The sequence below is a fragment of the Serratia grimesii NBRC 13537 genome, assembly GCF_001590905.1.
GTDB lineage: Bacteria > Pseudomonadota > Gammaproteobacteria > Enterobacterales > Enterobacteriaceae > Serratia > Serratia grimesii.
The window spans coordinates 62,821-82,379 of record NZ_BCTT01000011.1 but is presented as its reverse complement, the minus strand read 5'-3'; the positions used below and the strand labels follow the sequence as shown (position 1 = coordinate 82,379).

The window sequence follows — 19,559 nt, the reverse complement described above, 5'->3', positions numbered from 1 at the left end:
TTCCACATAAGCGAAAAGCCCCACTCGGGGCTTTTTTAGTTTGACTACAATGAAAAGATGCACCATTCGGAGTGTCCTCCATGAATGCTATCTCTTTTCATCGATTGCTCATCGCCTGCTTCACTGCCCTACTGCTCGTTGGTTCAGTTCATGCTGCTACGGTGAAAGATAAGCCGCCGAAACAGGAAGAACGCGATACTCTGGAAGTCAACATGGACGACATCATGCAACCCTGGAAGGGGGACTTGCCGGGCATGCTCGATCGACGGGTGATCCGGGTGTTGACCACCTACAGCAAGACCTTCTTCTTCATCAACAAGGGGACTCAACGAGGTCTCACCCATGACATATTTTTGGAGTTCGAGCGCAACCTTAACCTTACGTTGATGAAGGAAAATAAGCTCAAACACCGTCACCTCAAGGTAAGGATCATCTTTGTACCGGTCGCACGCGATCAGCTCTTCAATGCGCTCAACGAAGGTAAAGGAGACATCGCGGCAGCCAACCTGACGATTACCCCAGCACGTCAGGAACTGGCGGCATTCACTACCCCTCTCTATCCAAAAGTTAAGGAACTGCTGCTCTCTGGTCCTTCCTCACCCAAGGTAGAAAGTCTGGAGCAACTCTCCGGCAAGACAGTATTCGTGCGCCCTTCATCGAGCTATCACGAAAGCCTGGTGGCGCTGAATGCACACTTCGCCAAAGAATCTCTTCCTCCCGTGACCCTTGAAGCGGCTCCCGAAGCACTTGAGGATGAAGATCTGATTGAGATGCTGAACGCCGGTCTTATCCCTCTGATCGTGGTCGATCGGCACAAGGCTTTGTTCTGGAAACAAGTGTTCCCAAAAATTCAGATACACGAAGATGTGGTACTGCGTGACGATGCCAACATTGCCTGGGCCGTTCGCAAGAACAGCCCGCAGCTTCTCGCGTTGCTTAATAACTTCGTCAAGGATAACCGTCAGGGCAGCAAGTTAGGAAACACCATTCTGTTGCGCTACCTGAAGAGCGCAAAATATGTCAAGAATGCCGCAGCAGAGAAGGAGCGCAGCAAGTTTCTGGCGATGGTGGACATATTCAGAAAATATGGCGATCAATATGATGTGGACTGGTTGCTGATGGTGGCCCAGGGCTACCAGGAATCACGCCTCAACCAATCGGTCCGTAGCCGGGTTGGCGCCATTGGTGTCATGCAGGTGATGCCAAGTACGGGCAAGGAACTGAAAGTCGGTGACATACGCAATCTGGATCCCAATATCAATGCCGGGGTTAAATATATGCGTTGGATGATCGACCGATACTACGCTGACGAACCTATGACACCTCTCGACAAGGTGCTCTTCTCATTCGCATCCTACAACGCCGGCCCGGCCCGTATTGCCCGCCTGCAAGCCGAAACCAAAAAACGCGGTTTTAACCCCAATGTCTGGTTCGGCAACGTGGAATACCTGGCCGCCGAGCGGATCGGTGCCGAAACAGTGACTTATGTCAGTAATATCTACAAATACTACATCGCTTATCGACTGATCATGGACGAGCGAGCGCGCAAACAGAAGGCGATGGATAACCCCAGAAGTACGCCTGCCCCAGAAAAAAAGGAAGGCGCTGCCGTTAAGCCATAAACGCGCCATTATCATTTGGCGCTGTCGATGCAGGCAGCGCCATTTTCCTCGGATCCCTCGGGAAAGTGACGGTCGAATTTCTCTTTCAGGTTTTCCAATGTGATTTCTGCAAAGCGAGCCAGTAATGCCTGCTCAGCCTCATCCAATACGTTTCCCAACGCCTGATTCACCGCTGCTTCAACCGCGCACTCCGGATGCTGCTCTCCGCCACCAATCGCGAAAAGCTGATTAACCCCCACCGCGCGGTAAATATCGAGCAAACTGATATCCCGCAGATCGACGGCGATTCTCCAACCACCATGATGGCCTTTTTCTGATGTAACGAAACCCGCATCACGCAGGCCAGCCAGAGTACGTCTGACAACAGCACTGTTGGTGCCCAACATCACCGCAATCTGTTCCGACGTATAGACACTGTTGTGCCGCGCCATATGCAATAACACGTGCAGCATGCGCGAAAGCTTATTGTCCTGACGCATTTCAGCCCCCTTTCCCAATGCATTATTCATGTATCTTACAATGATACAAGATATTGACAACGGCAAATATCACGTGCTCTTATAAGTTACATAAGAGAGTCACCGTAATGACCCCTCTTGAAAAGCCTCGTTCCGTTACTCAACAACCCACAATGGGGAAAACATTATGACCGCCATATTGTCTTCGGACCTCTCGGTATGCCTGATGATTGCCCTGGCATCGGCCAGCATATCCATGACGGTGACCCAGACCGAACTTTTCGCCGCTCTGCGAGCATGGACAGCGAGAAAAAACGATCTACTGGGCCATCTTTTTAAGTGCTTCTACTGCATGAGTCACTGGGTAGTCATTGCGGGAATGCTGATTTACCGCCCCACGCTACTGAACAGTGACATCGCTCTGATCGACTGGGTGATGACAGCTTTTATCGTACTCACCATCACGACCTTTATTAACGGCCTGCTGTTTAAAGCGTTTCAGGCGGCGATTCATACCCACGTGATGAAACATGAAGCACAACAACTCATGAACCCACATGAACAATGAGGTTTGGAGGATTTCGCGGGCCATCTGGCCAGTTGGCCCGCCAGCGAGTACTTGCCAGACAAACAACTCGAACTTAGGGGCAGTTAAAAGCACAATTTTGCGACAGGCTGCTATTGTCGCCGCCGACCAGCACCGAAAAACGTATCACTGACGTACGTCTTCCCCGACTGCAACGTTCCTCTCCGCCCTTGCTGATTCATGCCTGATGGCCGGAAAACCGTGGTTTTATTTGGCCTTATCCACTGTGCTGCAGGCATAAAAAAACCCGCATAAGCGGGTTTTTTACAACATATCCAAACCAAATCTTAGAAAGGAATGTCGTCGTCAAAATCCATTGGTGGTTCATTGCTGCTGGCTGCTGGTGCGTTATTCTGCGCTGGGCGAGCTTGCTGACCACCGCTGAACTGGTTGCCGCCCTGTGGCTGCTGAGGTTGGCCCCAACCGCCCTGGCCGCCAGAAGCCTGGCCGCCGCCTGCAGGTGCACCGCCGCCTTGACGGCCGCCCAGCATTTGCATGGTGCCGCCAACGTTCACAACCACTTCGGTGGTGTATTTTTCTACGCCAGCCTGATCGGTCCATTTACGGGTTTGCAGAGCGCCCTCGATATAAACCTGGGAACCTTTACGCAGATATTCGCCCGCAACTTCAGCCAGCTTGCCGAACAACACCACACGGTGCCACTCGGTCTTTTCTTTCTGCTCGCCAGTCGCCTTGTCACGCCAGCTTTCGGAGGTTGCCAGGGTAATATTGGCCACTGCACCGCCATTCGGCATGTAACGGACTTCCGGGTCTTGGCCCAGATTCCCGACCAGAATTACTTTGTTTACGCCTCTGCTGGCCATGAGAACTCTCCTGATGATTGATTTTTACACAGTATAAACGAGTAAGTTTAACACGCTCAGCCTGAAACGACACCCGTGTTGATTACTGCGTATTGTATTCCAGAATTGTCCTTTCGATCGACCTGCTTGCATTCATGTACTGGATATTCATTCAGGTTTTTTTGTGTCATAATTATGCGTTTCGTACTGGCTGTGCCGGTTTTTTGCGCGTTCGATCACAAAACAACCTGTAAATAACCCAGACAGGCGCGGTGTATCATCAAGACGGGAAGTGTAAATGGATAATATCGAAGTTCGTGGTGCTCGAACCCATAATCTCAAAAACATCAACCTGATTATCCCGCGTGACAAGCTGATCGTCGTCACCGGCCTGTCCGGTTCAGGCAAGTCCTCGCTGGCCTTTGATACTCTGTATGCCGAAGGGCAGCGTCGCTATGTCGAATCGCTCTCCGCCTATGCACGCCAGTTCCTTTCGCTGATGGAAAAACCGGACGTCGACCACATTGAAGGTCTGTCACCGGCAATCTCCATCGAGCAGAAATCGACCTCACATAACCCACGTTCTACGGTTGGTACCATCACCGAGATCCACGATTATCTGCGCCTGTTATTTGCCCGCGTCGGCGAACCACGCTGCCCGGATCACCATGTACCGCTGGCGGCACAAACCGTCAGCCAAATGGTGGACAACGTACTCAACCAGCCAGAAGGCAAACGCTTGATGCTGCTGGCGCCGGTGGTGAAAGACCGCAAGGGTGAGCACACCAAAACGTTGGAAAACCTGGCGAGCCAAGGCTACATCCGTGCGCGCATCGACGGTGAAGTGTGTGACCTGTCCGATCCGCCGAAGCTGGAATTACAGAAGAAACACACCATCGAAGTGGTCGTTGATCGCTTTAAGGTACGTGACGATCTGTCCCAGCGCCTGGCAGAGTCGTTCGAGACTGCACTGGAGCTGTCCGGCGGTACCGCGGTGGTCGCCGATATGGACGACGAAAAAGCGGATGAGCTGTTGTTCTCCGCCAACTTTGCCTGCCCAATCTGCGGTTACAGCATGCGTGAACTGGAACCCCGTCTGTTCTCGTTCAACAACCCAGCCGGTGCCTGCCCGACCTGCGATGGTCTGGGTGTACAACAGTTCTTCGATCCTGAGCGCGTGGTGCAAAATCCCGAGCTTTCGCTGGCCGGTGGTGCAATCCGCGGCTGGGATCGCCGTAATTTCTATTACTTCCAGATGCTGCGTTCATTAGCTGAGCATTACGCGTTCGACGTTGAAGCCCCCTTCAACAGCCTGGACGCTGACGTGCAAAAAGCAGTTCTCAGCGGCTCCGGCAAAGAGTCGATCGAATTCAAATACATTAACGATCGCGGTGACACCACCGTGCGCCGCCATCCGTTCGAAGGCGTGCTGCACAACATGGAACGCCGCTATAAAGAGACCGAATCGAGCGCAGTACGTGAAGAGCTGGCGAAGTTTATCAGCAACCGTCCTTGCGCCTCGTGCCACGGTACTCGTCTGCGTGAAGAAGCACGCAACGTGTTCGTTGAAGACACGACGCTGCCGGAAATTTCCGATCTCAGCATCGGTCACGCAATGACTTTCTTCCAGAACATGAAGCTCAGCGGACAACGTGCCCAAATCGCAGAGAAAGTCCTGAAAGAAATTGGTGATCGCCTGAAGTTCCTGGTGAATGTTGGTCTGAACTACCTGTCACTGTCACGCTCAGCAGAAACCCTGTCCGGTGGTGAAGCACAGCGTATTCGTCTGGCCAGCCAGATTGGTGCCGGCCTGGTGGGTGTCATGTACGTGTTGGATGAACCGTCGATTGGCCTGCATCAGCGCGACAATGAGCGCCTGTTAGAAACCCTGATCCACCTGCGTAACTTGGGTAACACAGTGATCGTGGTAGAACATGACGAAGATGCCATCCGCGCTGCGGATCACGTGATCGATATCGGCCCCGGTGCCGGTGTGCACGGTGGTCAGGTAGTGGCGGAAGGCACTGTCGAAGACATCATGGCACAGCCGGAATCACTGACCGGCCAGTTCCTCAGCGGCAAACGTGAGATTGCTATTCCAGAACAACGCGTCCCCGCCGATCCAACCAAGGTGCTGAAGCTGAGCGGCGCACGTGGCAACAACCTGAAAGACGTGACGCTGACACTGCCAGTGGGACTGTTTACTTGCATTACCGGGGTTTCTGGCTCGGGCAAATCAACGCTGATCAATGACACGCTGTTCCCGATCGCCCAGCGTCAACTCAACGGAGCTACCATTGCCGAACCGGCCCCCTTCCGTGAGGTCAACGGTCTGGAGCATTTCGACAAGGTCATCGATATCGATCAAAGCCCGATCGGTCGTACCCCACGTTCCAACCCGGCAACCTACACCGGTATCTTTACCCCGGTGCGTGAGCTGTTCGCCGGCGTGCCGGAATCACGCAGCCGTGGCTACAACCCGGGCCGTTTCAGTTTTAACGTCAAAGGTGGCCGCTGCGAAGCCTGCCAGGGCGATGGTGTGATCAAGGTCGAAATGCACTTTCTGCCGGATATTTATGTGCCGTGCGACCAGTGCAAAGGCAAACGCTATAACCGTGAAACACTGGAAGTGAAGTACAAAGGCAAAAGCATCCACGAAGTGCTGGAGATGACCATCGAAGAAGCGCGTGATTTCTTCGACGCGGTGCCTGCACTGGCGCGCAAACTGCAAACCTTGATGGAAGTCGGCCTGTCGTATATTCGCCTTGGTCAATCAGCGACCACGCTGTCTGGCGGTGAGGCGCAGCGCGTCAAACTGGCGCGTGAGCTGTCGAAACGCGGTACCGGCCAAACACTGTATATTCTGGATGAACCGACGACCGGTCTGCACTTCGCCGATATTCAGCAACTGCTGGCGGTACTGCATCAACTGCGCGATCAGGGCAATACCATTGTGGTGATTGAGCACAACCTGGACGTGATTAAAACCGCGGACTGGATTGTCGACCTGGGGCCGGAAGGCGGCAGCGGCGGCGGTGAGATCCTGGTTGCCGGTACGCCGGAAACCGTGGCCAACTGTGAAGCATCCCATACCGCACGCTTCCTCAAGCCATTACTGAAGAAGAAGTAATCCCTGCCCGGCGGGCCGTCCCTGTGACGGCCCGCACTATTATCTGTTTCGCTCAAATTGAACAGAAACAGGCAAGATTTCGACATTTTCAGGCATTTCCCTCCTTGCTCGCAGCTTTTATCATCAATGTTCCCTCTGTGGCCCCTTGCTCTACTCAGGCCACGTCTCACCGGCATCCCACTGCCGGAAGCCGTTTCCCCCTACTCATTGATGACTGGAGTTACCATGAACATTACGCACGCCTATGCCGCGCACGACGCCACGTCAGCGCTAGTTCCTTTTGATTACACACCGCGCGCCCTGCGCGAACACGATGTGCAAATCAACGTTCTGTTCTGTGGCGTCTGCCATTCTGATTTGCATCAGGCCCGCAACGAATGGACCAATACCATTTTCCCGGTAGTACCCGGCCACGAAATCGTGGGGCGTGTAAGCGCCGTCGGCAGCCACGTTTCACGTTATCAGATCGGCGATTTAGTCGGGGTCGGTTGTATGGTCGACTCTTGTCGCAGTTGCCCAAGCTGTGACGAAGGGTTAGAGCAATACTGTGAAAACGGCTTTACGGGCACCTATAACGGCCAGGATCGACAAACCGGAGCTATCACCTACGGCGGCTACTCAACCGACATGGTGGTTGATCAGGACTTCGTGCTACGCGTACCGGAAAACCTCGATCCAGCCGGTGTAGCGCCGTTACTGTGTGCGGGTATCACCACCTATTCACCACTGCGCCAATGGGGCGCCGGGCCGGGTAAAAAGGTGGGCATCGTCGGTCTCGGTGGTTTGGGGCATATGGGCGTCAAATTAGCCCGTGCGATGGGGGCACATGTGGTGCTGTTCACCACCTCAACATCTAAAGTCGAGGACGCCAAACGCCTCGGCGCTCATGAAGTGGTGATCTCGCGTAACCCGGACGAGATGGCGCAACACACGAACAGTTTCGACTTTATTCTTAACACCGTGGCGGCACAGCACGATCTGAACCCATTCCTCAACCTACTGCGCCGTGACGGTACGTTGACGCTGGTCGGCGCACCGGAACACGATCACCCGTCACCGCAAGTGTTCAACCTGATCATGAAACGCCGCCGCATCGCCGGTTCGCTGATCGGCGGCATTGCCGAAACCCAGGAAATGCTGGATTTTTGCGGCCAACATGGCATTACCTCAGATATTGAACTGATCCCGATGCAGCACATCAACCAGGCCTTCGAACGGATGCTGAAAAGTGACGTGAAATACCGTTTCGTGGTAGACATCAATTCACTACGAGCCTAAGCACTGCGGGCGCCCATGGCGGCGCCCGGTTTTTCTTACAGTTGTTTAATGATTCGTGCCGGGTTGCCACCGACCACGCAGTTGGCTGGCACATCTTTAGTCACTACCGCACCGGATGCCACCACCACGTTATCCCCCAGCGTAACACCCGGATTTATCACCGCGCGACCGCCGATCCACACGTTATCACCAATGCGTACCGGTTTGCCAAACTCTGCCCCGCCGACACGTGTTTCTGCATCCAGAGGATGGGTAGCGGTGTAAATATGGACGCCCGGTGCCAACATGCAGTTATCACCAATATGCACTTCGCACACATCGAGGATCACGCAATCAAAATTAGCGTAGAAATTTTTGCCCAGATAAATGTTATAGCCGTAATCGCAGCGAAACGTCGGTTCGATGGTTCCCCCCTGATAATGACCCAGAAGTTCCGCCAGCCATTGTTTACGTAATCCTCCCTCATCCGGAGACGAGTGGTTGTAATGGTGTACCAACTGACGTGCACGCTTGCGCTCGCTGCGGAGTAACTCATCACCGGCGTCATACAATTCACCGGCAATCATCTTGCGTTTTTCTTCACTCATGGCCATGTCATGACATCCTTTCGTCTTACGGCTTATTGATTAAATAAGCCTAGTCGTTTCAATCAAACATTAAAAAGGGAACGTTCCCAAAACCAAATTGAGTTCACAGTTTGGAAGATAAACTACAGAGAATGAGAAAACGAAGAAGGCAGGTGCGTACCTGCCCTCGAGATTTAAGCGCGCAGCTCTTGACGCACGTGATCAGGTAACCCTTGCAGCACAAGTTGATACGAGCTGTCGATCAAGCTATAGAACTGGGAGTTCGGCAGGTTACCGTCGAGAAACACGGTATTCCAGTGAGCCTTGTTCAGCCGCTCGCAGGCAACAATCTCTGGATGGTGTTCCCGCAGGCTCTCCGCCAGTTCCGGGCTGGATTTTACCGCCAGCGCCGGACGCCCCTGCACCTCGCACACCATAGCGAACATCACGTCGCCGACCTTAATCTGACTTGCCTGCCACTGGTTCTGGTCGCTCTGTTCAGCGCCCGGCTTCGCCATGCAGTATTCCAGCAGTGCTGCGTTATTCATTGGGTTATTCCCCCTGTAAAGTGGCCACAATCCGGCGTGAACCGCCGTGGATGCGGTGCTCCCCCAGCCAAATTCCTTGCCATGTGCCCAGCATCAGTCGCCCGTGACCGACAGGCAGCGTCAAGGACGTGCCCAACAGAGAGGATTTGATGTGCGCCGGCATGTCGTCCGGCCCTTCATAGTCATGTTGATAGGGTGCGTTCTCTGGCACCTGACGCAGGAAATGCTGCTCCATATCGGCTCGCACCGTAGGATCACAGTTCTCATTCAGCGTCAGCGAAGCCGAGGTATGCTGCAACAACAGATGCAGCAGGCCAGTTTGCAGGCGGTGTAAGTGGGTTAGCTGGTCGGTAATTTCTTCAGTAACCAGATGAAAACCACGCGCTTTTGCGCTGAGGATTAGCGTTTGCTGATGCCACATGAGTGAGCGCCCCTCAATCAGTATATTCTCTATCCAGTTTGCGGCAACCCCGGCGGCAAACCGACAACAAAAAGGGAGCGATATCGCTATCGCTCCCTTGCGAACGTCAAACCCTAACAACATTATTGCACTGCGGCAAACGCCTCGGCCACCTGATGCACGTTGTTATGGTTCAGGCCGGCCATGCAGACACGGCCGCTGTGAATCAGGTACACACCGAACTCTTCTCGCAGGCGATCGACCTGTGCTGCGCTGAAACCGGTGTAGCTGAACATACCGCGCTGTTCCAGCAGGTAATCGAAGTTACGCTGCGGCAGAGCAACTTTCAGCGCTTCCACCAGCGTTTTGCGCATCTCCAGGATGCGGGTGCGCATGGTTTCAACTTCTGCCAGCCACTGGGCTTTCAGCTGCGTATCGTTCAGTACCTTCGCCACCACCTGCGCACCGAAGTTCGGTGGGCTGGAGTAGTTGCGGCGAACCGTAGCCTTTAACTGGCCCAATACGCGCCCGGCCGCTTCTTCGCTTTCGCACACCACCGACAGGCCGCCGACGCGTTCGCCGTACAGCGAGAAGATTTTCGAGAACGAATTGCTCACCAGGCACGGCAGACCGGCCGCGGCGATAGTGCGGATGGCATAGGCGTCATCGGCAATCCCGCCGCCAAAGCCCTGATAGGCGATATCGAGGAACGGAATCAACTCACGTTCGGCGATCACTTTGACCACGTCATCCCACTGGGCATTTGTCAGATCAGAGCCCGTCGGGTTATGGCAGCATGGGTGCAACAGCGCAATACTGTGTTTTGGCAGTTGTTTCAACGCGCTCAGCATGGCGTCAAATTTCACACCCAAGCTTTCGTTGTCGAAGTACGGATAGGTGTTCACTTTAAAACCGGCACCACCAAAGATAGCAATGTGGTTTTCCCAGGTCGGATCGCTGACCCACACCTGCGAATCCGGGAAGTAGCTTTTCAGGAAGTCGGCGCCGACTTTCAGCGCGCCAGAACCGCCCACGGTCTGAATGGTGGCTATACGGCCTTGTTGCAACATCGGGTGCTCAGCACCAAACAGCAAATGTTGAATCGCAGTACGGTAAGGGTGCAGGCCTTCCATCGGCAGATACACCGATGCGCCCTGATCCACCGCGTTCAACTGCGTTTCAGCTGCGGCAACTGCTTTCATCTGCGGGATAATGCCCTGCTCGTCATAGTAAAGGCCGATACTCAGGTTAACCTTGTGCGAACGGGGATCTTTTTTGAATTTTTCCATCAGCGACAGGATCGGGTCACCTGCATAGGCATCAACGTTCTGAAACACGGGGTTGTTCTCCTGGATTATTAGGGTTCGGGGGCACAGTATTACGCTCTAATATAGACGGAAAACGGCGATCGGTTTTAGCTTTATCTCGCAACAGGCAACAAACCGTTTTCCTTGATACGGTTGAGCACTACCGCCGTTTTGATATGTGCCACACTTTTATGCCGAGACAGCGTCTGGCTGATGAAATCGTCCAGCGCCGGCAGGTCCGCTACGGCGACTTTCAGCAGATAATCAGCATCGCCAGTGGTTTTATAGGCGTCAAGAATGGCGTCCACTTCTTCCAGCATCTGATGGAAACTGTCAATTTGCTCCTGCCCGTGCTGGGTTAGGCTTACTTCAATCAGCCCTACAAGCCCCAGTCCGACCGCCTCTGGTGCCAACCGTGCGTGATAACCACGGATCAATTGCGCCTGCTCCAGGCTGATGCGCCGCCGTGAACACTGGGAAGCAGACAGCCCAACCAGTTCGCTCAGTTCCTGATTGGTCAGACGGCCATTGGCCTGTAACAGCGTCAGGATTTTCATATCAAAATCGTCAATGTTGTACATAGCCACCTGTAAACTGTGTTAATAAATGTTGACGTTACAGCCTATCAGTTTTTTGACTGTGGATACCCTTCCCCCGCCGAGGTTGTGAAGCGCACAGCAGCAATGCCGAACGTTTCCACCAACTCATGGCATAAAAAGTGGGTAACTCGCGCAAGTCAGCAACAATTAACGGCTAAATAGCGCATAAAACCACGAATGTATAAAAAGGACGCCGATGAAAAAGCTATTACCTCTCGCACTGCTGGTTGCCGCCGGGAGCGCCAGCGCCCAATCACACCTGGATAAGGTTATTCAACAGGGCACGTTGGAAGTGTGCACGACTGGCGATTACAAGCCCTATACCTTCCTGAAAGAAGACGGCAGCTATGAAGGTATTGATATCACTATGGCGGAATCGCTGGCAAAGAGCCTGGGAGCCAAAGTGAAATGGGTGAAAACCAGTTGGAAAACCCTGACGCCTGATTTTGTCGCCGGTAAGTGCGACATCGCTATGGGCGGGATCTCCGTCACGCTGCAACGACAGAGGCAAGTGTTCTTTGCCGATAAGCTGGATACGGACGGCAAAATCCCGTTAGTGCGCTGCACCGACGTGAAGAAATACCGCACCATCGACCAGATCAATAAACCGTCGGTACGCCTGCTTGAACCGGCGGGTGGCACCAACGAAGCCTTCGTTCACGCCTATCTGCCCAAAGCCAAGCTGACGCTAACCCATGATAATGTGGGAATTTTCCAGCAGTTAGTCGACAAGAAAGCCGATGTGATGATCACCGACGCTTCCGAAGCGTTATATCAGCAAAAACGCTATCCGAAGCTGTGTGCGGTAAACCCGAACAAACCGATGCAATACGGCGAAAAAGCCTACATGCTGCCGCGTGATGATTTGAGTTGGAAATTGTATGTGGATCAGTGGCTGCACCTGGCCAAAGCGACCGGTGAGTATCAAAGCATTATCGATCAATGGTTGGCAGTAAAGAAGTAACACGAACATGATCAGGGCCAGCACATGGTTGCTGGCCCCACGAGAAGCTATTCGCCGATATATTCCATCGCTACACGCTGTGTCAGCTTGGTAATCAGTTCATAAGCGCTGATGCCGGTGCAGGCTGCAATGCGTTCAACGGGCAACGCTTTCCCCCACAACACCACTTCATCGCCAACCTTATCCGTCGCATCAGGCCCCAGATCGACCGACATCATGTCCATCGACACGCGACCGACTATGGGGACTTCACGACCGTTGAGCCACACAGGGGTGCCGGAAGGTGCACTGCGCGGATAGCCGTCGCCATAGCCCATCGCCACCACGCCCAAGCGGGTATCCCCTTCACTCACCCAGGTGCCGCCGTAACCTACAGATTCACCGGCCTTGTGCTCACGTACCGCAATCAGGTTCGATTTCAGCGTCATGGCTGGTTGCAGATCGAACTGACAGCCATTAGAACCTTCCATCGGCGAAACACCGTATAGGATAATACCCGGACGAACCCATTCATTGTGTGCATCCGGCCACAGCAGAGTACCACCAGAGGCAGCGATCGAACGCTGGCCCGGCTTGCCACGGGCAAAGTTCTCAAAACACTGCATTTGCTTCAGCGTCGTGTCGGATTCAGGTTCATCGGCGCGGCTGAAGTGACTCATGATATTGACCGGCTGTACGACGTTACGGCAGGCACTCAAACGCTGATAGAAGGCCTCAGCCTGCTCCGGGCGTACGCCCAGGCGATGCATGCCGGTGTCCAACTTCATCCACACCGGCACCGGACGTGACAGCGTGGCCTGCTCCAGTGCTTCAAGCTGTTCAATACTATGCACGGCAGTTTCAATGTTATTGGCCACTAACACCGGCAGATCTTCGGCGGAGAAGAAGCCTTCCAACATCAGGATGGGTTTGACGATGCCACCAGAACGCAGCATCAGCGCTTCGCCAATGCGTGCCACGCCATAGCAGTCGGCATCTTGCAGGGTGTGCGCTGTTTCCAGCAGGCCATGTCCATAAGCGTTTGCTTTCACAACGGCAATCAGGCGGCTTTGTGGCGCCTGGCGGCGCACCTGTTGCAGATTATGTCGCAGAGCGCGGCGGTCGATTACAGCGGTTGCCGCTTTCATTTCAGTTCCTTAGCTGATTATTCGTCATCATATTGTGGCCCCGCGTAGTTATCGAAACGCGACCACTGGCCGTTAAAGGTCAGGCGCACGGAACCGATTGGGCCGTTACGTTGCTTACCTAAAATAATTTCGGCAATCCCTTTCAGATCGCTGTTCTCGTGATAAACCTCATCACGGTAGATGAACATAATCAGGTCGGCATCCTGCTCGATGGAGCCAGACTCACGCAGGTCGGAGTTGACCGGACGTTTGTCGGCACGCTGCTCCAGGCTTCGGTTCAACTGCGACAGCGCCACCACAGGCACTTGCAGCTCTTTCGCCAACGCTTTCAGTGAACGGGAGATTTCAGCAATCTCCAGCGTACGGTTGTCGGACAAAGAGGGCACACGCATCAACTGCAGGTAGTCAATCATGATCAGGCTAAGGCCATCATGCTCACGGAAAATACGACGCGCACGGGAACGTACTTCGGTTGGCGTCAGGCCGGAGGAGTCATCAATGTACATATTGCGCTTCTCCAGCAAAATGCCCATGGTGCTGGAAATACGCGCCCAGTCCTCGTCATCAAGCTGGCCGGTACGGATACGTGTTTGGTCAACGCGCGACAGCGACGCCAGCATACGCATCATGATCTGGTTGCCTGGCATTTCAAGGCTGAAGATCAGTACCGGTTTTTCCTGCGTCATCGCAGCGTGTTCGCACAAGTTCATGGCGAAGGTGGTTTTACCCATCGAAGGACGAGCGGCAACGATGATCAGATCCGACTTTTGCAAACCTGCGGTTTTCTTATTGAGATCCTGATAGCCGGTATCCACCCCGGTAACGCCATCATGCGGCTGCTGATACAACTGCTCAATGCGTGCAACCGTATCCTCCAGGATGCGTTCGATACCTTTCGGGCCTTCATCTTTGCTGGCGCGATTTTCCGCAATTTGGAATACACGTGATTCAGCCAGATCGAGCAAGTCTTCACTGCTGCGCCCTTGCGGATCATAACCGGCGTCAGCAATCTCATTAGCCACCGAGATCATCTCACGCACTACCGCACGTTCGCGTACGATATCTGCATAAGCGCCAATGTTGGCAGCACTTGGGGTATTTTTCGATAGCTCTGCCAAATAGGCGAAGCCACCGACAGAATCCAGCTCGCCCCGCTGTTCCAGCGATTCGGACAGCGTGATCAGATCGATAGGCCGGCTCATTTCCAGCAGGCGCTGCATCTCGGTAAAGATCAGACGGTGCGGGCGGCTGAAGAAGTCGTTGGCAACAACGCGTTCCGCCACGTTGTCCCAGCGTTCGTTATCCAGCATCAAACCGCCCAACACGGACTGTTCCGCCTCCAGCGAATGTGGCGGCATCTTCAGCCCTTCCATCTGGCGATCTCGTGGACGATCTCTGGCTTCGTCCGCGTTTGTTTTGTTGGTTGGTTTTTTTCCTGCCATGAAGCGTATTCTTTATCCGGTTGCGAATGGAGAATCCTGACGCGAGAGTATACGTGATTTTTATCTGTGATTCCTGCGGCATAACCGATGCAAAAAAGGTATCAATCTGCGCAAGGGCAAACTGGATCACCGATACTAAAACGCGTAGGGTGAAATGAGACACCCACACGAGGTAATGAAATGGCAAAGCGCATTCAATTCTCCGCCACCGGCGGCCCAGAAGTGTTGCAATACGTTGATTTTACACCCGTAGACCCAACCGCCGGCGAAGTGCAGGTCGAAAACAAAGCGATCGGCATCAACTATATCGACACCTACGTGCGTAGTGGGCTGTACCCACCGGCCACCCTGCCCAGTGGATTGGGTACCGAAGCCGCCGGCGTCGTCATTAAGGTCGGTGCGGGTGTCACCGCACTGAAGCCCGGTGACCGGGTGGTTTACGCTCAGTCGTCACTCGGTGCCTATAGTGAAGTGCACAACGTTGCGGTTGAAAAAGTGGCGATATTGCCGCACAACCTGAGCTTTGAGCAAGGCGCAGCCTCTTTCCTTAAAGGGCTGACGGTACACTATCTCTTGCGACAAACTCATGAAGTACAGCCAGGTGAAATATTCCTGTTCCATGCCGCCGCAGGTGGCGTCGGGTTGATTGCCTGCCAATGGGCCAAAGCGCTTGGGGCAAAATTGATTGGCAGCGTAGGTTCCGACGACAAAGCCGAGCTGGCAAAACGTGCCGGTGCGTGGGCAACCATCAATTACCATAAGGAAGACATCGCCCAGCGCGTGGCTGAACTGACGCAGGGGGAGAAAGTCGGTGTGGTGTATGACTCTGTTGGGCAAAGTACCTGGCAGAGCTCGCTCAATAGTCTGAAGCGACGTGGGTTGATGGTCAGTTTCGGCAATGCCTCCGGCCCGGTTACCGGTGTCGATTTGGCGCTGCTTAACCAAAAAGGTTCGCTGTATGTCACCCGCCCTTCCCTTAACGGCTACATTACCAACCGTGCTGAACTGCAGTTTGCCAGTAATGAACTGTTCTCACTGATCGGCAGCGGAGCCATCAAGGTCGACGTTAAAGAAGAGCAGAAGTTTGCATTGGCCGACGCACAGCGCGCGCATCAGGTACTGGAAAGCCGCAACACCAGCGGTTCAAGCCTGCTGATTCCTGGGCGTTGAGATCGCCCACTGGGCCGTTATGACAAATAAAAAGGACTCCGTAAGGAGCCCTTTTTATTACTGCGTTTGTAGGGGTAGAGCAGAGTCCGCCAGAGACAGGGGTTGCTTGAGCAACACGCATATTTGGTATTACTGTCTCTTGCGGTGATGAAATAGGTCGCATCGCTGCATCGACAAACATCCTAACAGCCCGGAAACGCAAAAAACATGGCTAATGCGGCGCATTAGCATTTAAAGCACCAAGCTGTGATCGCTGCCGCATTCAGAGCAAGTCTGTTGCGTATATTTCAGCGTGACCGACTGATTATTCGACAAAAAATCAATAACGCCGGATTTGTGGTTTCTGCATCGAACGGTATATCCACACACCCACAACAGCCAGAATCAGCCACGGCAACAGCTTAATCACCATCGCAAACAGACCGCCAATCAACATAAATGCCGCTGCCACCAGTAACGCGGCGAACACGCCCAACAGCGAAATCCCGGTCACCATCAGCATGACGACAAAACCGATAAGAAAGAAGAGTTCCAGCATGATTTTGCTCCTTCGCAAAACGAGGTATCTGCTGAGTTATTACAAAAAGCATGCCAGAAACAACGACGGAACTAAGTGATTGAAATTAAAAAAAAGGCATGTCACAGCGCGCAACATGCCTGGTCAAAAAAACTAACTTTTAGTCAAATTTTATACCGATTCCGCCATCTCGGTACGCGGCAAACGCACTAAATTCAGCGCCTGCTCAACCACACGCGCATCGGCCCCTGGCTTATGTGCATTTTCGCTCAGGTGCCGGCGCCACTGACGTGCTCCCGGAACTCCCTGGAACAAACCTAGAATATGGCGGGTAATGTGACCCAAATAAGTGCCATTCGACAGCTCGCGTTCGATGTACGGATACAGCGACTCGACAATCGCTATGCTGTCCATAACGTCTGTCTTCTTGCCAAACAGTTCACTGTCAACCCGCGCCAAAATACCCGGATTCTGATAGGCTTCGCGCCCCATCATTACGCCATCCAGATGCAGCAGGTGCTGTTTCGCCTCTTCCAGCGTTTTTACCCCACCGTTAATGGCCAAGGTCAGCGTTGGGAAATCACGTTTTAACTGGTACACACGTGGATAATCCAATGGCGGTACCTCACGGTTCTCTTTCGGGCTCAGACCTGAGAGCCAGGCTTTACGCGCATGAATTGTGAACATATCGCACTCGCCACGCCCGGCAACGGTATCGATAAAATCACACAAAAATTCGTAACTGTCCTGGTCGTCAATGCCAATACGGGTTTTCACCGTCACGGGGATCGACACCACGTCGCGCATCGCCTTAATGCAATCAGCAACCAACGTTGCCTGCCCCATCAGGCAGGCCCCGAACATGCCATTCTGAACGCGATCGGATGGGCAACCGACATTGAGGTTGATCTCGTCATAACCGCGCTGCTCAGCCAGTTTGGCACAGTGCGCTAACGCAGCCGGATCGCTTCCGCCGAGTTGCAGTGCAACTGGATGTTCCTCTTCGCTATAAGCCAGATAGTCACCCTTACCGTGGATAATCGCCCCGGTAGTCACCATCTCGGTGTACAGCAGCGTTTCCTTGGTCAACAGGCGGTGAAAGTAACGGCAATGACGATCGGTCCAGTCGAGCATTGGCGCGATGGAGAAACGATTGGCGGCGTATTTTGAGGCGTTATTGTCTGTCGTCATGCTGGGCTACTGGCTACCTGATTCTGTCTGGGATTCAACAAACGGCGTACTGCCGCAAACGGCTATTATACCGACAATCGGTGGTATTGGGAAAACTGCCGTGTAGCCAGACGACAAAAAAGGAAAATGAATACAAAAGCATGATTAAACCGTTACCTACTAGATCATCAGTATTCTCCGCGAGGCTGAAACCGGGATTTCTGCCCGTGAACTCTGCCGTAAGCACGCCATTTCCGACGCCACCTTTTACACCTGGCGCAAGAAGTATGGCGGTATGGAGGTGCCCGAGGTTAAACGCCTGAAGTCGCTTGAGGAAGAGAATGCCAGACTCAAGAAGCTGCTTGCCGAAGCCATGCTGGATAAGGAGGCACTTCAGGTGGCTCTGGGGCGAAAGTACTGACGACAGGCCAGAAGCGGGAAGCCGTTGAGTTTATGTGTGATGCGACCGGTCTGTCGCAACGTCGTGCCTGCAGGCTTACAGGTTTGTCTCTGTCAACCTGCCGCTACGAGGCTCAGCGTCCGGCGGCTGATGCGCATTTATCAGGGCGCATTATTGAGCTGGCACTGGAGCGCAGGCGTTTTGGCTACCGCCGCATCTGGCAGTTACTGCGCCGTGAAGGCCTTCAGGTTAATCACAAACGCGTGTACCGCCTTTATCATCTCAGTGGGCTGGGTGTAAAACGCAGACGACGTCGTAAAGGACTGGCAATGGAACATCTGCCGCTGCTCCGCCCAGCAGCGCCCAACCCAACCTAACCTGGTCGATGGATTTCGTCATGGACGCGCTGGCCATCGGCCGCAGGATAAAGTGCCTGACCTGTGTAGACGACTTCACGAAGGAGTGTCTGACAATTACCACCGCATTCGGGATTTCAGGCGCTCAGGTCACGCGTATTCTGGACAGCATTGCACTGTTTCGAGGCTATCCGGCGACAATAAGAACTGACCAGGGGCCGGAGTTCACTTGCCGCGCACTGGATCAATGGGCCTTTGAGCATGGTGTTGAGTTGCGCTTAACCCAGCCGGGCAAGCCAACGCAGAACGGATTTATTGAGAGTTTTAACGGACGATTTCGCGATGAATGTCTGAATGAGCACTGGTTCAGCGATATCGTTTACGCCAGGAAAATCATTAATGACTGGCGGCAGGATTATAACGAGTGTCGTCCACATTCGGCACTGAATTATCAGACGCCATCAGAGTTTGCAGCACGGTGGCGAAATGGAAAATGTGAAGATAAACAAACCGACATTACTAACTGACGGTTGTATCTAATACTGGGGGCAGGTCAGAAGATAAAACGATCAACCATCCATACGCACAACGCACAACGCACAACGCACATAGATTTAATGCCATTGGTGTAGTCATAAAAAATCACATATAGGCATTAAGGTTAATCTTTCGCATTCTTTAACTTTAAATTACACCCGAAATCTACATGGTTATAATCAATGTAGCATTTAGAAAATCAGTGGGTATAGGCTTAACATGTTATGCTGCATTAGGCCCCCTTTTTTATGGGATTATTCTGAAATATTGAAAAAAAATCATTGTAACCCTGCATTAGATTGGCCATTTTCCACGCTAAGTTAGTGCATGAAATGATACTAACAATAGAAAAATCAAGCATAACTTACTCATGTAATTCCCTTCAGACATTATATGTAGAACCTAGACGAACAGGACACATTTACACTCTTGGCTTCAGCGCACAAGCATAAGATTGCTCAAGCTGAAAAAACTGCAACAGTGCGTTATGACTTTTACATGGCAAAGACAAAAGGACACTAACTAGAGAAATAGTTGCTGGAATACAACTTTAAATCCCCATATCATAAGCAGATGTCT

Annotated in this window: 17 protein-coding genes and 1 pseudogene; 7 read left to right on the top strand and 11 right to left on the bottom strand. The window is 53.1% G+C overall.

Annotated features, from left to right (window positions below; genetic code table 11):
- Positions 1 to 80 precede the first annotated feature (80 nt).
- Positions 81 to 1,622 (top strand): MltF family protein, encoded by a 1,542-nt coding sequence (locus SGR01S_RS14330; protein WP_037416158.1) that lies wholly within the window; start codon positions 81 to 83, stop codon positions 1,620 to 1,622.
- 11 nt (positions 1,623 to 1,633) lie between these two features.
- Here SGR01S_RS14330 and SGR01S_RS14325 read toward each other — a convergent pair whose 3' ends face one another.
- A complete protein-coding gene (locus tag SGR01S_RS14325) occupies positions 1,634 to 2,101 on the bottom strand; it encodes an RrF2 family transcriptional regulator (RefSeq protein ID WP_037416155.1) in 468 nt (155 codons plus the stop codon).
- 166 nt (positions 2,102 to 2,267) lie between these two features.
- On the opposite strand from SGR01S_RS14325, the gene SGR01S_RS14320 reads away from it, so the two are divergent.
- A complete protein-coding gene (locus SGR01S_RS14320; protein WP_073963461.1) occupies positions 2,268 to 2,648 on the top strand; it encodes a DUF1360 domain-containing protein in 381 nt (126 codons plus the stop codon).
- A 305-nt stretch (positions 2,649 to 2,953) separates the two neighbouring features.
- On the opposite strand, the gene ssb1 is transcribed toward SGR01S_RS14320, so the two are convergent.
- The gene (ssb1, locus tag SGR01S_RS14315; protein ID WP_020837150.1) at positions 2,954 to 3,490 is read right to left on the bottom strand and encodes a single-stranded DNA-binding protein SSB1; all 537 of its coding nucleotides are present in this window, start codon (positions 3,488 to 3,490) and stop codon (positions 2,954 to 2,956) included.
- 277 nt (positions 3,491 to 3,767) lie between these two features.
- Between ssb1 and uvrA the strand changes: the two genes are divergently transcribed.
- On the top strand, positions 3,768 to 6,599 hold the full coding sequence (gene uvrA / locus SGR01S_RS14310) for an excinuclease ABC subunit UvrA (protein WP_061807796.1): 2,832 nt from the start codon (positions 3,768 to 3,770) through the stop codon (positions 6,597 to 6,599).
- 225 nt (positions 6,600 to 6,824) lie between these two features.
- Positions 6,825 to 7,877, top strand: coding sequence for an NAD(P)-dependent alcohol dehydrogenase (locus SGR01S_RS14305; RefSeq protein WP_061807795.1), 1,053 nt, complete (start codon positions 6,825 to 6,827; stop codon positions 7,875 to 7,877).
- A gap of 35 nt (positions 7,878 to 7,912) precedes the next feature.
- Here the strand turns inward: SGR01S_RS14305 and maa are convergent, their stop codons facing one another.
- From maa to SGR01S_RS14280, 5 genes are all read right to left on the bottom strand, one after another.
- Positions 7,913 to 8,470: a maltose O-acetyltransferase gene (gene maa, locus SGR01S_RS14300; protein WP_061807794.1), complete on the bottom strand. Its 558-nt coding sequence runs from the start codon at positions 8,468 to 8,470 to the stop codon at positions 7,913 to 7,915.
- 167 nt (positions 8,471 to 8,637) lie between these two features.
- Positions 8,638 to 8,991 carry an MmcQ/YjbR family DNA-binding protein gene (locus SGR01S_RS14295; protein ID WP_037416147.1) on the bottom strand — a complete coding sequence of 118 codons (354 nt, stop codon included), beginning with the start codon at positions 8,989 to 8,991 and terminating at the stop codon, positions 8,638 to 8,640.
- Positions 8,992 to 8,995: 4 nt separating this feature from the next.
- Complete coding sequence (locus SGR01S_RS14290) at positions 8,996 to 9,412, bottom strand: secondary thiamine-phosphate synthase enzyme YjbQ (RefSeq protein ID WP_012147138.1); 417 nt, start codon at positions 9,410 to 9,412, stop codon at positions 8,996 to 8,998.
- Between the two features lie 122 nt (positions 9,413 to 9,534).
- Positions 9,535 to 10,728: an amino acid aminotransferase gene (locus SGR01S_RS14285; RefSeq protein WP_061807793.1), complete on the bottom strand. Its 1,194-nt coding sequence runs from the start codon at positions 10,726 to 10,728 to the stop codon at positions 9,535 to 9,537.
- 83 nt (positions 10,729 to 10,811) lie between these two features.
- A complete protein-coding gene (locus tag SGR01S_RS14280; RefSeq protein WP_037416143.1) occupies positions 10,812 to 11,279 on the bottom strand; it encodes an Lrp/AsnC family transcriptional regulator in 468 nt (155 codons plus the stop codon).
- A gap of 214 nt (positions 11,280 to 11,493) precedes the next feature.
- Here SGR01S_RS14280 and SGR01S_RS14275 point away from each other — a divergent pair, with 214 nt between their 5' ends.
- A complete protein-coding gene (locus SGR01S_RS14275) occupies positions 11,494 to 12,261 on the top strand; it encodes a transporter substrate-binding domain-containing protein (RefSeq protein ID WP_037416141.1) in 768 nt (255 codons plus the stop codon).
- 47 nt (positions 12,262 to 12,308) lie between these two features.
- Here the strand turns inward: SGR01S_RS14275 and alr are convergent, their stop codons facing one another.
- Complete coding sequence (gene alr / locus SGR01S_RS14270; protein WP_037416139.1) at positions 12,309 to 13,388, bottom strand: alanine racemase; 1,080 nt, start codon at positions 13,386 to 13,388, stop codon at positions 12,309 to 12,311.
- 17 nt (positions 13,389 to 13,405) lie between these two features.
- Positions 13,406 to 14,830, bottom strand: a complete 1,425-nt coding sequence (gene dnaB / locus SGR01S_RS14265; protein ID WP_061807792.1) for a replicative DNA helicase — start codon at positions 14,828 to 14,830, stop codon at positions 13,406 to 13,408.
- Positions 14,831 to 15,010: 180 nt separating this feature from the next.
- On the opposite strand from dnaB, the gene SGR01S_RS14260 reads away from it, so the two are divergent.
- On the top strand, positions 15,011 to 16,000 hold the full coding sequence (locus SGR01S_RS14260; protein WP_037416136.1) for a quinone oxidoreductase: 990 nt from the start codon (positions 15,011 to 15,013) through the stop codon (positions 15,998 to 16,000).
- A gap of 319 nt (positions 16,001 to 16,319) precedes the next feature.
- Here SGR01S_RS14260 and pspG read toward each other — a convergent pair whose 3' ends face one another.
- Together pspG and dusA are read right to left on the bottom strand one after the other, a co-directional pair.
- The gene (pspG, locus tag SGR01S_RS14255) at positions 16,320 to 16,538 is read right to left on the bottom strand and encodes an envelope stress response protein PspG (protein WP_037416133.1); all 219 of its coding nucleotides are present in this window, start codon (positions 16,536 to 16,538) and stop codon (positions 16,320 to 16,322) included.
- 150 nt (positions 16,539 to 16,688) lie between these two features.
- Complete coding sequence (dusA, locus tag SGR01S_RS14250; RefSeq protein WP_061807791.1) at positions 16,689 to 17,708, bottom strand: tRNA dihydrouridine(20/20a) synthase DusA; 1,020 nt, start codon at positions 17,706 to 17,708, stop codon at positions 16,689 to 16,691.
- A 163-nt stretch (positions 17,709 to 17,871) separates the two neighbouring features.
- On the opposite strand from dusA, the pseudogene SGR01S_RS24215 reads away from it, so the two are divergent.
- Positions 17,872 to 18,970 (top strand): annotated as a pseudogene (locus SGR01S_RS24215) (IS3 family transposase).
- The last annotated feature ends 589 nt before the right edge of the window (positions 18,971 to 19,559 follow it).

Excerpts from the sequence above, each read along its gene's own strand:
- dusA (WP_061807791.1), bottom strand. The coding sequence starts at position 17,708 with ATGACGACAGACAATAACGCCTCAAAATACGCCGCCAATCGTTTCTCC.
- SGR01S_RS14280 (WP_037416143.1), bottom strand. The coding sequence starts at position 11,279 with ATGTACAACATTGACGATTTTGATATGAAAATCCTGACGCTGTTACAG.
- SGR01S_RS14325 (WP_037416155.1), bottom strand. The coding sequence starts at position 2,101 with ATGCGTCAGGACAATAAGCTTTCGCGCATGCTGCACGTGTTATTGCAT.
- SGR01S_RS14295 (WP_037416147.1), bottom strand. The coding sequence starts at position 8,991 with ATGAATAACGCAGCACTGCTGGAATACTGCATGGCGAAGCCGGGCGCT.
- alr (WP_037416139.1), bottom strand. The coding sequence starts at position 13,388 with ATGAAAGCGGCAACCGCTGTAATCGACCGCCGCGCTCTGCGACATAAT.
- pspG (WP_037416133.1), bottom strand. The coding sequence starts at position 16,538 with ATGCTGGAACTCTTCTTTCTTATCGGTTTTGTCGTCATGCTGATGGTG.
- ssb1 (WP_020837150.1), bottom strand. The coding sequence starts at position 3,490 with ATGGCCAGCAGAGGCGTAAACAAAGTAATTCTGGTCGGGAATCTGGGC.
- SGR01S_RS14330 (WP_037416158.1), top strand. The coding sequence starts at position 81 with ATGAATGCTATCTCTTTTCATCGATTGCTCATCGCCTGCTTCACTGCC.
- dnaB (WP_061807792.1), bottom strand. The coding sequence starts at position 14,830 with ATGGCAGGAAAAAAACCAACCAACAAAACAAACGCGGACGAAGCCAGA.
- SGR01S_RS14320 (WP_073963461.1), top strand. The coding sequence starts at position 2,268 with ATGACCGCCATATTGTCTTCGGACCTCTCGGTATGCCTGATGATTGCC.
- SGR01S_RS14305 (WP_061807795.1), top strand. The coding sequence starts at position 6,825 with ATGAACATTACGCACGCCTATGCCGCGCACGACGCCACGTCAGCGCTA.
- SGR01S_RS14275 (WP_037416141.1), top strand. The coding sequence starts at position 11,494 with ATGAAAAAGCTATTACCTCTCGCACTGCTGGTTGCCGCCGGGAGCGCC.
- uvrA (WP_061807796.1), top strand. The coding sequence starts at position 3,768 with ATGGATAATATCGAAGTTCGTGGTGCTCGAACCCATAATCTCAAAAAC.
- SGR01S_RS14260 (WP_037416136.1), top strand. The coding sequence starts at position 15,011 with ATGGCAAAGCGCATTCAATTCTCCGCCACCGGCGGCCCAGAAGTGTTG.
- maa (WP_061807794.1), bottom strand. The coding sequence starts at position 8,470 with ATGGCCATGAGTGAAGAAAAACGCAAGATGATTGCCGGTGAATTGTAT.
- SGR01S_RS14290 (WP_012147138.1), bottom strand. The coding sequence starts at position 9,412 with ATGTGGCATCAGCAAACGCTAATCCTCAGCGCAAAAGCGCGTGGTTTT.